The 12,119-nt window shown below is 67.7% G+C and carries 10 protein-coding genes; 2 read left to right on the top strand and 8 right to left on the bottom strand.

Features of this window, described 5'->3' with window-relative positions; translation table 11 throughout:
• Window positions 1-2: 2 nt before the first annotated feature.
• The 4 genes from AC1RQK_RS22440 to AC1RQK_RS22455 all read right to left on the bottom strand — a co-directional run bounded on the left by AC1RQK_RS22440 (window position 3) and on the right by AC1RQK_RS22455 (window position 4,468).
• Window positions 3-1,637, bottom strand: coding sequence for an OPT/YSL family transporter (locus tag AC1RQK_RS22440; RefSeq protein WP_492811227.1), 1,635 nt, complete (start codon window positions 1,635-1,637; stop codon window positions 3-5).
• A gap of 37 nt (window positions 1,638-1,674) precedes the next feature.
• Window positions 1,675-2,766, bottom strand: a complete 1,092-nt coding sequence (locus AC1RQK_RS22445; protein ID WP_492811229.1) for a porin — start codon at window positions 2,764-2,766, stop codon at window positions 1,675-1,677.
• Between the two features lie 362 nt (window positions 2,767-3,128).
• Entirely contained in the window at window positions 3,129-3,983 is an 855-nt protein-coding gene (locus AC1RQK_RS22450) for a dienelactone hydrolase family protein (RefSeq protein ID WP_492811231.1), read from the bottom strand.
• 26 nt (window positions 3,984-4,009) lie between these two features.
• Complete coding sequence (locus AC1RQK_RS22455) at window positions 4,010-4,468, bottom strand: tautomerase (protein ID WP_492811233.1); 459 nt, start codon at window positions 4,466-4,468, stop codon at window positions 4,010-4,012.
• A 94-nt stretch (window positions 4,469-4,562) separates the two neighbouring features.
• Here AC1RQK_RS22455 and AC1RQK_RS22460 point away from each other — a divergent pair, with 94 nt between their 5' ends.
• Entirely contained in the window at window positions 4,563-5,552 is a 990-nt protein-coding gene (locus AC1RQK_RS22460; RefSeq protein WP_492811235.1) for a GlxA family transcriptional regulator, read from the top strand.
• Between the two features lie 23 nt (window positions 5,553-5,575).
• Here the strand turns inward: AC1RQK_RS22460 and AC1RQK_RS22465 are convergent, their stop codons facing one another.
• Window positions 5,576-6,022, bottom strand: a complete 447-nt coding sequence (locus AC1RQK_RS22465; RefSeq protein ID WP_492811237.1) for a DUF4279 domain-containing protein — start codon at window positions 6,020-6,022, stop codon at window positions 5,576-5,578.
• A gap of 177 nt (window positions 6,023-6,199) precedes the next feature.
• Between AC1RQK_RS22465 and AC1RQK_RS22470 the strand changes: the two genes are divergently transcribed.
• Window positions 6,200-7,495: an MFS transporter gene (locus tag AC1RQK_RS22470; protein ID WP_492372232.1), complete on the top strand. Its 1,296-nt coding sequence runs from the start codon at window positions 6,200-6,202 to the stop codon at window positions 7,493-7,495.
• A 9-nt stretch (window positions 7,496-7,504) separates the two neighbouring features.
• Here AC1RQK_RS22470 and AC1RQK_RS22475 read toward each other — a convergent pair whose 3' ends face one another.
• From AC1RQK_RS22475 to macA, 3 genes are read right to left on the bottom strand one after another with little or no spacing between them, the layout of a single operon-like run.
• Window positions 7,505-8,959 carry an efflux transporter outer membrane subunit gene (locus tag AC1RQK_RS22475; RefSeq protein WP_492811239.1) on the bottom strand — a complete coding sequence of 485 codons (1,455 nt, stop codon included), beginning with the start codon at window positions 8,957-8,959 and terminating at the stop codon, window positions 7,505-7,507.
• Complete coding sequence (locus tag AC1RQK_RS22480) at window positions 8,952-10,952, bottom strand: MacB family efflux pump subunit (RefSeq protein WP_492811241.1); 2,001 nt, start codon at window positions 10,950-10,952, stop codon at window positions 8,952-8,954. Before AC1RQK_RS22480 ends, AC1RQK_RS22475 begins: the two co-directional genes overlap by 8 nt.
• Window positions 10,949-12,082 (bottom strand): macrolide transporter subunit MacA, encoded by a 1,134-nt coding sequence (macA, locus tag AC1RQK_RS22485; RefSeq protein ID WP_492811243.1) that lies wholly within the window; start codon window positions 12,080-12,082, stop codon window positions 10,949-10,951. Before macA ends, AC1RQK_RS22480 begins: the two co-directional genes overlap by 4 nt.
• Window positions 12,083-12,119 lie beyond the last annotated feature (37 nt).

Below are 12,119 nucleotides of genomic sequence, written 5' to 3' on the forward strand. Positions count from 1 at the left end.
GCTTACTTTTTCAGCGGCAGGCTCTTGGTCAGGCCGCCGAAGAAGCTGAAGAGCGCGTCGCCGGCGATCACGCCGCCGGCAAAGACTTCAAGGCGCTCCTTTGCGGCCTGCCCTTGCCAACGCAGCATGGCGGCGCGCACCACCAGGCCAGCCGCCACCATCCAGCCTGCGGCCGGATTGGTGATGAGCAGCCCCGTGGCCAGCAGCACGCCAAGCTGCTGGCGCGCGCCGCCAATCAGTTGCAGCGCCATGCCGGGCAGGGCCCACAGCAGCAGGTTGCGCGCGGTGTCCGCCGAGATGCCGGCCTTGATGGCGGCGGCATAGGCGTTGTTGATGGGGGCGAACTGATGGTTGGCGAACAAGCCCCGGTAGGACGCCAGCACCACCACGATGGCGACCAGGAAGCCCACCATCGCCGCGATCAGCTGCTCGCGCCGGCCTTCGCGCTCATAGGCGGCATCCGCGCCTTCGCCACGCAGGATGTAGCCCGCCTTGAGGTCGTAGCCCATGTCGGCAAAGGCGGGGCCCGTGGCGGCGGAAAAGCCCGCCAGCACCACCAGCGCCTGCGGCGGAAACCCGATCCAGATGCCGATCAGCAAGGAGATCAGCGCCACCGCGAACGCGGGAAACCAGCCCGAATGCATGGCCGCGATGCCAACGATCAGCTCATGGACAAAGGCGGAGAACGCACCGTAGAGGATGAAGCCGAGCAGCAGCGGCAAGGGCATGCCTGCCTGCAGGCCGGTGGCCAGGGCCAGGCCCGCCATGATGGCCAGATAGCCGAAGCCGCCGAGCCGGAACGAAGCGCGCATGCGCCGGGCGTCGGCGCGGGCATCCACCGTGGCGCCCGCGCCCTGGCTCGCGGCCTGTGCGCGCTGCGCGGCCTTGCCGAACATGGCCCGCGCCACCTGCGCCAGCGCCACCAGCCCGGCGCCGATCATCATGCCGTGCGGCACGTAGTGCGAGCCGATCTCGGTGCCGAACAGCGGCATCGAGTAACCGCGCAGCAGCAGACCCACGGCAAACGCCGTCATCGCGCCAAAGCTGCCGATAAAGGCCACGCCAAAGGCCGACATCGGCAGCTTGAGCAAGCCACCGGCCACGCCGGTGACCAGCCCGCCGGCCAGCAGCCAGGCTTGCTTGCCGCCGCTGTCGCCAGCCTTGATGGCCTCGGCTGCCGCCACGCCAAGCGGCCAGGCGCCGGACGCAGGAAAGGCGGGGGTATCGAACATGCGGTAGAGCAGGTAGGCGTCCAGCAGCATGGCCACGGACACGCCGGCCAGCATCGGCAGGATCAGCTCGGGCATGCCCATCACGTAGGGAATGCCGATCGGCAGGATGAGGCTGTTGGCCGCGCCGAAGGTGGCCGACGAGATGCTTGTCTGCGCCAGGTTCTGCACGTGGACCGAGCGGAAGCCGGACAGCACGGCAAGCGGGATGCGGGCCAGCGTCATGGCCACCAGCGCGCCGATCAGCGAGGTGTTGGGCGTGATGCCGAGGGTGGTCAGCAACTGGATGCCCACTACCGCACCGAACGCGCTGATGGCGATCATGAGCAGCAGGTTGGCGGGCGCCAGCGCGCGCGGGTGGCGCGCCGGCGGTGCGGCGCTCTCTAGCGGGATCGCAGCGTCATGCATGAGGCAGTCTCCGGGTGTGTGGGTTGGCGGGGCGGGTTCAGAAGGCGTGGCGCAGCCCGACCTGGATCGTGCGCGCGTTGGCGCCCGGGTAGGCCAGCGGCAAGCCCGGGCTGGTGTTGCCGCCAATCACATTGCCCGCGCCGTTGTGGTTGTTCAGCCAGGCCGTGGAGGTGTAGACGCTGGTGCGCCTGGACAGCGAGTAGACAAAGCCGAAGCCGAACAGCGAGGCATCCAGTTGCGCGGGGCTGTGGTCGTTCAGGAAGCTGTAGCCCGCCAGGAAGCGGCCAGCCTTGCCGACCGGCACCGCTACGCTCAACGTGTACAAGTCCTGGTCGATACGGCCGAAATACACGTCATCCGCGATGCGCTGGCGCTGGTAGCCGCCGTACAGGGCGAACAGGCCGAAGTCGTAGTTGCCGCCCGCCATGTAGGTGGTGATGCTGCCGTTGGTCACGACATTGGGCAGCACCACCACGGGCTTCACCACTTCGCCCAGCGCCGCCGCGGAGGCGAACTTGCGCACGCCATAGGCTGCGACGAGGCGCATCGGGCCGCTGGCATAGTGCACGTTGACGCCATACGAGTCATCGCCCGCGCGCGGCGCGGTGCTGCGTTCGCCAAGCGCCAGCATGGCCGCCATCGTCAGCCCGCCAAACGAGGGGCTGGTGTACTTGATGGCGTTGTCGATGCGCTCGCCACCGGGGTAGAGGCCAAGGTTGGGGAACTGCGGGGCCATGCCGTTTTCGAAAGCATCCATCTGGAACGCCACCGACACCAGCGGGCTGTATTGCCGGCCCAGCGTCAGGGCGCCTGCGCGCCCGCTCAGGCCGACATAGGCTTGCCGCCCGAACAGGCGGCCGCTCTGGCCAGCCACCCCGGTATCGCTGTTCAGGCCGTTTTCCAGCACGAATACCGCCTGCAAGCCGTCGCCGAGGTCTTCCGTGCCGCGCAGGCCGAAGCGGGATCCGGCGTATTGGCCGGACTGCATGCGGGCCGTGGTGGGGCCGCCAGCGCTTGAAAGATCCAGGCCCGTGTCCATCAGGCCGAACAGGGTGACGCTACTTGCCGTGGCCACGGCGGGGGCGCACAGCAGGGTACAGGGCAGCCATGCCCAGGTCTTCCGATGCATCGATTCTCCTCCAGCGTTTTTTCTCTTTTTTATCGAGTTCCATTTTATGGAATCAAGATCCATAAAATGGATGTGCGTATGGTAATGCATGGAGTCTGGTTGTCAAGGAGGGCTTGTATCCAGGCCGTTCGAGCCCGTTCGAGCCCGTTTGAGCTGGCGAGTGCAGGCAGCCGCTGGCGCGGCGGTACGGCTTTGGGGGAGTGCGCTCGGAGAAGAGCGATGCTTGCGGGGGAGGGCAGGTTGCACGGCTTGCAGCGCTGACCCCGACATTGCCGTGCCGTTCGGGCAATGCGCTTGCGGCAGCGAGAGCCCGGCGCTGATTGCCGGGCAACCGTTGAAACGTGTCGATGCGCTGTCGCGGGTTAAGGGGTTGCCGGATTGAGGTTGGGGCTTCGGCGCGCCTCGCCAAGGCGCCGCACAAAGAACGACAGGATTTCGTCGCGCGCGGCCACTGTCGGCTCGCCAGCTTCGTCGATCAGGTGGACGGTGACGACGCTGTGCGGGCAAGGCACGTGCTGGGCAAAGAAGGCAGGGACATCGGGGTTGGCGGCGCTGTCCGGCAGCGCGCGTCCCACGAACCGGTCGCCAAGGGCCTCGGCATACGCAGTGAAGCGTTCCGCCCTGCAAAACCGATCGCCTTCAAATCGATACGCCAGCACCGTGAGATCCTCCCGCTCGAGCCGCTCGCGCACCACGGCGAGCTCCCCGGGCGCCATTTCGATGCCACCCGGATCATCCAACGGCAGCGAGGGCTGGCAGATCACCGGCGCCAGCATCGCCGGCTCAAGCATCATCGACAGCGCGAAGTTGCCGGTGAAACACATGCCGATGGCACCGACGCCGGGGCCGCCGCATTCCTGGTGCGCCAGCCTCGCCAGCGCCCTTAGCCACTGTGTCACCGGGCTCGCCTGATTGGCAGCGAATGCGCGAAACTCTGCGCTAACGCAGGCGCGCCGAAAGACCGCCGCACCTGCCTCGGCGTCCGGCACTGCCCCGTCGCGGCCGAAGAGCGACGGCATATAGACCGTCAAGCCCGCATCGCGTACCCACCGGGCAAAGCGTGCGACGTGCGGGCTGATGCCCGGCATCTCCGTCATGACGATCACGGCAGGCCCCGAGCCTGCCACGTGGACCACTTTGGCCACGCCGTCGAGCGTGATCGTGCGGTGCGTGAAATCGTCAAGGGGATCTTCCTCCATCATGCTGCGGTTCGCCATGGCGTCGTCTCCCGTGCGCTGGATAGTCAGGCCGCGTCGGCCAGATACTGCAGGTGCCCGTAGCCGGCCACCTTCGCGAAGCCAGGCAACTGCCAGACATCGCCATTGACCCCCCAGGTGCCGTCCGGCACATCGTGGAGCCTCACCGAGGTGGCCAGCCGCCGCCGGTCGCCGGCTGGCTGTGCCTGCTGGAAGGCGTCGTGCATCAACCGCACGTACAACGCCCTGGCCGGCGCGTCCAGCACGCCTGCGGGCACATAGACCGTCGCGATGCAGGGCAGCACCTGCGATGACATGTCGACGCCGCCGCACGTCCACAAGCCGGCCTCCGCTTCTTCGATCACGACCCAGATCGCGAAGCGCTTGTGCGGGTCGTCGGGCATGCGCTCAGCCATGGCGGCGGCGTCGCTGATGTGGCGGGCGAGATCTGCGCGGGCAGGGCCGGCAAACGCGTCTTTGGGAATGTTGACGAGGATATTGGGCATCGAAGCGTGGTTGTCGTTGGGGTAGGTGCATTAGACGCTTCGGTCAGTTAGACTTTGAGTGTCAATTTAGACATCTTTGGGGCGTTTTCGGCCAATGAAGGATTTCACCGTTCTGGCGCTGTCCGGCGCCTACTCAACCAGCGTGGCTACGACGCTGGATATCCTGCGCGCGGCTTCGTTGCTTGCGCCGCGCATGCATCTGCCCCGGCCGACCTGGCGCGTTGTATCGACGTCCGGGCGTTCCGTGCCGTTGAGCGGCGGCATGCATATCGAAGCCGCGGCCTTGCCAACGCGGCCGCGTGCGCAGGCCAGGCATGCGACGACCTGGATCGTGCCGGGGCTGGGCATCGACGATGCCAACGCCATCGCCAGCCGGCTGGCGCAGGAGGATGCGCGGCTGGCGGCCCGGGCTGTTGCCACGCATGCCGCCGCTGGCGGCCATGTCGCGGCATCCTGCTCCGCGGTGTTCTTGCTACAGGCCGCGGGCCTGCTGGCGCAGCGCCGGGTCACGACATCCTGGTGGCTGGCAGCCGAGTTGCAGCGCCTGGAGCCGCGTTGCATCGTCGATGCCGACCGCATGGTCTGCGCGGATGAGTCCGTGAGCACCGCCGGCGCGGCATTTGCACAGGCCGATCTGATGCTTCACCTGTTGCGCAGCCGGTTTGGCGTTGCGCTTGCCGACGCGGTGAGCCGGGTCCTGCTGATCGACGGCCGGCAAGCACAAGCGCGCTTCGTGGTGCCGGCCATGTTGTCCAACGGCAATGCGCTGGTCGGCCGGCTGGTGGCACGGATCGAATCCGCGTTGCCGCAGCCACCCAGCATCCAGGTGTTGGCGGACGAGTTCGCCATGTCCCAGAGAACGCTGTCGCGGCGCGTGCGCGAGGCCACGGGCAAGAGTACCTTGGCGCTGGTGCAGAGCGTGCGGCTCAACCGCGCCCGCATGCTGATCGAATCGAGCCGGATGTCCGTCGAGCAGGTTGCCGAGCAAGTGGGCTATGAGGATGCCACGGCGCTCAGGCGCCTGATGCGCAAGAGGGCGGGCGTCACCCCAAGCCAGTATCGAACGGCGGGTGAAGCGGCTTGATGCGGGTCGTCATCGGCGACCATTCAATGGCGCAGGTGATATGGCGCATCCTCGTTGCCCTCTTCGGGGCCTGGGGGCGCGGCAGGCGCCCAGGTGTCGATGGAAAGCCCAGCATCGACCGCAGCCAATTGCCGGAGTGTCTGCGGTGATACGTAGACGCCGACGTTTTCGATATCCCCCTCGCAGAACAGAAAGCACAAGATATAGCCATCGCTGCCGAGCGCCGCGCGGATGTGCTGATACATCGGGGAGATCTTCTCTATCAGCGACATGATGTGCTCATCCGCTGAACATCCCTCGATCTCATCGCGGGATGTCACTTTCAGGACCGAGTGAGGAACGACGCCCAGCGCTTGGCGTTCCCCTTTCCGAGAGTAGTCGTAGGTGCTGAGCCCTATGGTGTCGGCAAGCGCCTCGGGATCGAATTGATCGCCATAGAAACAAAGGCTCGCATACATTCTGGTTAGCATTTTTCCCGTTCCGTGCGTGCAATGTCTGGCTGGCTGTCCGATTGTTGCTCCCGCGCCGAATGCAATTCGTGCGTCATTCGTTTTCTATCTTCCCCCCTTTCTCCCTTCCCGGCCAGCCGGCCAGCCACGAGAGTAGAATCTCGCAAAATTTTTCGCTTGTGGCGCACGGGAATCGACATGACACAGGGCAACGCCAATGCCAACGCCGCCGCGGTGACCGGGCTGGAGCCGGCCGCGGCAGCAAATCCACCGCACGGCCGGCAAGGCCTCACGGAACAGGAGCAGGGCGCCTACGCTCGCAAGGCCGTGATCGCCTCGGCGGTCGGCTACGCGCTGGACGGCTTCGACCTGCTTATCCTCGGCTTTATCTTGAGCGCGGTGTCTGCCGGCCTCGGGCTGACCAGCACCCAGGCGGGCTCGCTGGTCACCTGGACGCTGGTGGGCGCGGTGGCCGGTGGTATCTTCTTCGGCATCCTGAGCGATTACGTGGGCCGGGTGAAGGTGCTGACCTGGACCATCCTGCTGTTTGCCGTCTTCACCGGCCTGTGCGCGCTCGCGCAGGGCTACTGGGACCTGCTGGCCTACCGGACCATTGCCGGCTTTGGCCTTGGCGGCGAGTTCGGCATCGGCATGGCGCTGGCCACCGAGGCCTGCCGGCCCGGCCAGCGTGCCCGCGTTTCCTCCTATGTGGGCCTTGGCTGGCAGGCGGGCGTGCTTGCCGCGGCGCTGCTGACGCCGGTACTGCTGCCTTATATCGGCTGGCGCGGCATGTTTGCCATCGGCGTGCTGCCGGCGGTGGCGTCGTTCGTGGTGCGCCGCTTTATCGGCGAGCCGGAAGTGTTCGTTGCCAGCAGCAAGGTGGCGCGCAAGGGCAACCCGCTCAAGATGCTGGTGGCGGATGCCGCGACCGCGCGTGCCAGCCTGGGCGTGGTGGTGCTGTGCTCCGTGCAGAACTTCGGCTACTACGGCCTGATGATCTGGATGCCGACCTATCTGGCCAAGCAGTTCAATTACTCGCTGACCAAGTCCGCGCTGTGGACCTCGGTGACCATCATCGGCATGGCCATCGGGATCTGGGTGTTCGGCCAGCTCGCGGACCGCATCGGCCGCCGGCCCACCTTCCTGATCTACCAGGCCGGGGCGGTGGTGATGGTCTTTGTCTACTCCCAGCTATCGACGCCCTACGCGCTGCTGTTCGGCGGCGCGGTGATGGGCCTGTTCGTCAACGGCATGATCGGCGGCTACGGCGCGCTGATCTCGGAGCTGTATCCCACGCAGGCCCGCGCCACCGCGCAGAACGTGCTGTTCAATATCGGCCGTGGCGTGGGCGGCTTTGGCCCGCTGGTGGTCGGCGCGCTGGCCGCCAGCTATTCGTTCGGCACCGCCATTGCCATGCTGGCGTCGATCTATGTGCTGGATATCCTGGCCACGCTGTTCCTGATTCCGGAGCGCAAGGGCGCCGCGCTGGAGTAGCCCGGACCCTTAAGCCCCGCTCTCCACCGGCGGCCCCCCCAACGCCTTGTACAAGCTCGTGATGTTCACCAGCCGGTCAAAGCGGTTGCGCGCCGCCGCCGCCGCTGCCTGGCGCAACGTCTCCTTCGCATCGAGCCAGGGCTGCAGCGCGGTGGCGCCGGCGCGGTAGCGCGCCGCGCTAAGCCGCTCCGCCCGGCTCGCGGACTCCAGCGATTCCGCCAGCCGATCCGCGCGCACGCCCAGCCCTGTATGGTCGGACAGCGCGTTTTCCACTTCGGCAAAGGCCGTGTACAGCGACTGCCGGTATTGCACCACCGTTTCCTGGTACTCGTTCTGCGACACCTGTATTGTCAGCTGCGTGGTGTTCCATTGCAGGAAGGGCAGGCTCAGTCCGGCGCCGAGCAGCGCGGTGGGATCGCGCAGCAGCGAAGCCAGCGCCGCGCTGCCGGTGCCGACGATGCCGGTCAGCGTCAGCTTGGGGTAGAAGCTGGCGCGGGTTGCGTCGGCGTTTGCCAGGGCGGCGCGCAGGCGCCATTCGGCCTGCCGCACGTCGGGCCGACGTCCGATAACCGCGGCGGGAATGCCGGCGGCGATGCGCGGCAGCGCTTCGACGGGCAAGGCCTGCGGCTCGGCCACGCCCTGCCCGGGAGGACGGTTGAACAGGATGGCCAGGGCCTGGCGGTTTTCGCTGCGCTGCTGGTCCAGCACGGTACGCTCGGCCAGCAGGGCGGCCAGTTGCTGCTCGGCTTGCGCCAGGTCCAGGCCGGACACTGCGCCGGCGCGGTAGCGCGCGGCCACCAGGCCAAGCGTGCGCCGTGCGTCCGCCAGGCTTTGGCCGGAGATGTCGATCAGTTCGTTCAACAGCCCGGCGCGCCAGTACAGCGTGGCCGTGGTGGCCGCCAGGGCGATGGTTGCGGCTTCGAGGTCGGCCGCGCTCGCGCGCGCTTCCCAGTCCGCCGCGCCGCGCAGGCTGGCCAGCCGCCCCCACAGGTCGATCTCATAGTTCACTGTCGCATTGATCCCCCCTTCGTCGCGCCGCCCGGGGCCGTCCAGGCTCCATTGGCGCGTGCCCCTGGCCTGCGCGCTCAGTTCGGGCGCGCCGTTGGTGGCGGCCAGCCCCGCACGCAGCCGGGCGCGCTCAAAGCGCAGCGCGGCAATGGCGAGATCGTTGTTGGTTGCCAGTGCGGACGCGACCAGCGCGCTCAGCTGTGGATCGCCAAAGGCCTCCCACCAGGCGTGCGGCTCCAGCGCCGTGCCCGGCTGCCCGGCCGTGTCCTGCCGGGGCGCATGTTGCCAGTGCTGCGGCACGTCTAGCGCGGGCTCCACCTCCGGCGTGCGCAGTCCGCTGCAAGCACTCAGGGCAACGGCAATCACCGGCAGCGCGGCGAGCAGGCGCACCGGCAACGCGCGCGGCGAATGTGGCGGCCGTGGTGGCCGCGGCGAATGCGGACTGCGCCTATTCATGGCCAAGCGCCTCGATCGGTTGCAGGCGCGCCGCGTTGCGCGCCGGCACATAGCCGAACACCACGCCGGTCAGTGTCGAACACAGGAAGGCGCCGGCAACCGCGCCCGCGGAGAACACCATCTGCCATTGCGGGATCAGCAGCGCCAGCGCCAGCCCGATCAGGCAGGCCACGGCGGTGCCGATCACCCCGCCCAGCAGGCATACCAGCACGGCCTCGGTCAGGAACTGCATCAGCACGTCGCGCTGGCGGGCCCCCACGGCCATGCGGATGCCGATCTCGCGGGTGCGCTCGGTCACCGAGACCAGCATGATGTTCATCACGCCGATGCCGCCGACCAGCAGCGAGATCACGGCGACCGCCGACAAGAACAGCGTGAGCGCCTGCCCGGTGCGTTCCATGGTCTTGACGATGCTGTCCATGTTGTAGGTAAAAAAGTCCTTCTTGCCGTGGCGCAGCGTCAGCAGGCGCTCGATGGCTTGCTGGGCCGCCGCGCTGGGCTGGCCATCGCGGATGCGCACGGACAGCTCGTCGAAATGCGACTGGCCAAAGATGCGGCTGCCCGCGGTGGTGTAGGGCAGCCAGATATTGAGGCTGCTGCCGTTGTCGTCGAACATGGTTTTCTTCTCGCGCGCCACGCCGATCACCACGCAAGGCAGGTTGCCCACCAGGATGATCTGGCCCAGCGCGCTCAAGGCATTGCCGAACAGCTTGCGGCGGGTTTTTTCGTCGATCACGGCCACTTGCGCGTGCCTGCGCAGCTCGTCCGGCAGGAAGGCCGCGCCTTGCGTCAGGCCCAGGCCACGCACGCGGAAGAAGCTGGCGCCCACGCCATGCACGGTGGCGTTGACGTCGACGCTGCGGTACCTCAGGCGCTGGACCTTGCTGGTGATCGCAGTGGCGCTGTCCACATACGGCAGCGCGTGCAGGGCCTCGATATCGGCGGCCACCAGGGTGCGGATGCCGGCGGCGCGGTCGTCGCCAAAATCCTTGCCGGGGAAGATCTCGAGCGTGTTGGCGCCGATGGCGCGGATATCCGCCATCACGTAGCGCTTGGCGCCTTCGCCGATGGCCACGATCGACACCACGGAGGCGATGCCGATGATGATGCCCAGCATGGTCAGCGCGGTGCGCATGCGATGCGCCATCAATGCGCCCCAGGCCATGGAAAAGGCCTCGGTGAAGCCCTGCCAGGCGCGCGCACGCCGCAGCGGAGCCTCGGCGTTGCCGCCGGCCCCCGGGGCTTGCGTGGCCGGCCTGGCTTGCACGAGGCTGCTGCCCGGCTCATCCTCGGCCCGCGGCGGCCGGTTCGCGCGGTCGGCCACGATACGGCCGTCGGCGATCTCGATGATGCGCTCGGCGTTGCGCGCCAGTCCCATGTCGTGGGTGACGATGATCACGGTGTGGCCGAGCGCATGCAGCTCGCGCAGGATGGCCAGGACTTCCTTGCCGCTATGGCTGTCCAGCGCGCCCGTGGGTTCGTCCGCCAGGATCACCTGGCCGCCGTTGATCAGCGCGCGGGCAATGCTCACGCGTTGCTGCTGGCCGCCGGAGAGCTGGGAAGGGCGGTGTCCGGCGCGCTCGCCCAGGCCCAGCCGCTCCAGTAGCTGCAGGGCGCGGGCACGGCGCGCGGCGCGGTCGGTGGCGGCGTAGATGGCCGGCACCTCCACGTTGTCCGCGGCGGAAAGCTGGGCCATCAGGTGGTAGCGCTGGAAGATAAAGCCGAAGCGCTCGCGGCGCAGGCGGGCCAGCGCGTCATCGTCCAGGGCCGCCACGTCCTGGCCCGCCACCAGGTAGCGGCCAGCGTTGGCCTGGTCCAGGCAGCCCAGGATGTTCATCAGTGTGGACTTGCCGGAGCCGGACGCGCCGACGATGGCGACCATCTCGCCCGCGCAGATGGCCAGGCTGACCTGGCGCAGCACGGGGATGTCCTGGTCGCCGGCGCGGAACGTGCGCTCCACATGCTGCAACAGCAAGAGCGGGGCATGCGTCATGGCCTGGCCTCCGCGTTGACGGCGCCGGCATCGCCGGTGATGACGCGGTCGCCTTGCGCCAGGCCGCTCAGCACTTGCGCATGCGCGTTGTTGCTCAGGCCTGTGCGCACCTTCACCGTCTCCACGCGCTGGTCCGGGTGCAGCACGCGGACTTCCATGCTGCCGTCCTGGCCGCGCGGCCCCAGCGCGGCCAAGGGCACCAGCAGCGTGTTCCTGGCCTCGCCCAGCATGATGGCGACCTGTGCCGTCATATCGATGCGCAGCTTGTGGCCCGGATTGGGCACGTCGAACAACGCATTGAAGAACACGGCGTTGTTGATCTTCTCCGGCGACGGCTGAATGGCCTGCAGCGACGCGTGGTAGCGGCGGTCCGGCTCGCCCATGATGGTGAAGTAGACCGCCTGCCGGTCGGCGATGCGGATCACATCGGCCTCCGACACCTGCGCCTTGACGGTCATGGCATCGAGGTTGGCCAGCTTGAGGATGGTCGGTACCTGGTAGGACGCCACCACGGTCTGGCCTTCCAGCGTGGTGAGCGCCACTACCTCGCCGTCCATCGGCGCGACGATGCGGGTGTAGCCAAGGTCGATGCGGGCGGACTCGGCCTTGATGCTGAGCTGCGCGATATCGGCGTCCAGAGCGATCAGCTCGGCCTCCAGCGAGCGCAGGTCGGCTTCGGCGATTTCAAGGTCCTGGCGCGAGGCCGCCTCCTGCGACTGCAGCTCGCGCTGGCGTTGCCAGTTCAGGCGGGCCTGGCGCAGGCGCGAGCGCTTGGCGTCACGCTGGGCCTTGCCGCTGGCCACGGCGGCATTCGCCTGGCGCAGCGCATTCTCCAGCAGCACCGGGTCGATCTGGGCCAGCAACTGACCCTGCTTGACCTTGTCGCCGAGCTTCACCTTCAGCGATTTGAGCTGGCCATTGACCTGCGCGCCGACTTCGACCTGGCGGATGGGCTGCAATACGCCATTGGCCAGCACGGTGACTTCGAGGTCGCCGCGGGTGACGGTGGCGGTGATGTACTCGGGGTGCTTGCCGGGCGTCAGGCGCCAGGCCGCCAACGCAATGATGGCGGACAGGGTGAGCACGGCGATGATCAAGCCGTGCCTGCGGCGGTTTGGGGGATGGGCCATTAGCGTTGCGGGGATCTACGGAAAAAGGATCAAGGTC

The organism is Cupriavidus sp. GW822-FHT02D05 (genome assembly GCF_058802485.1).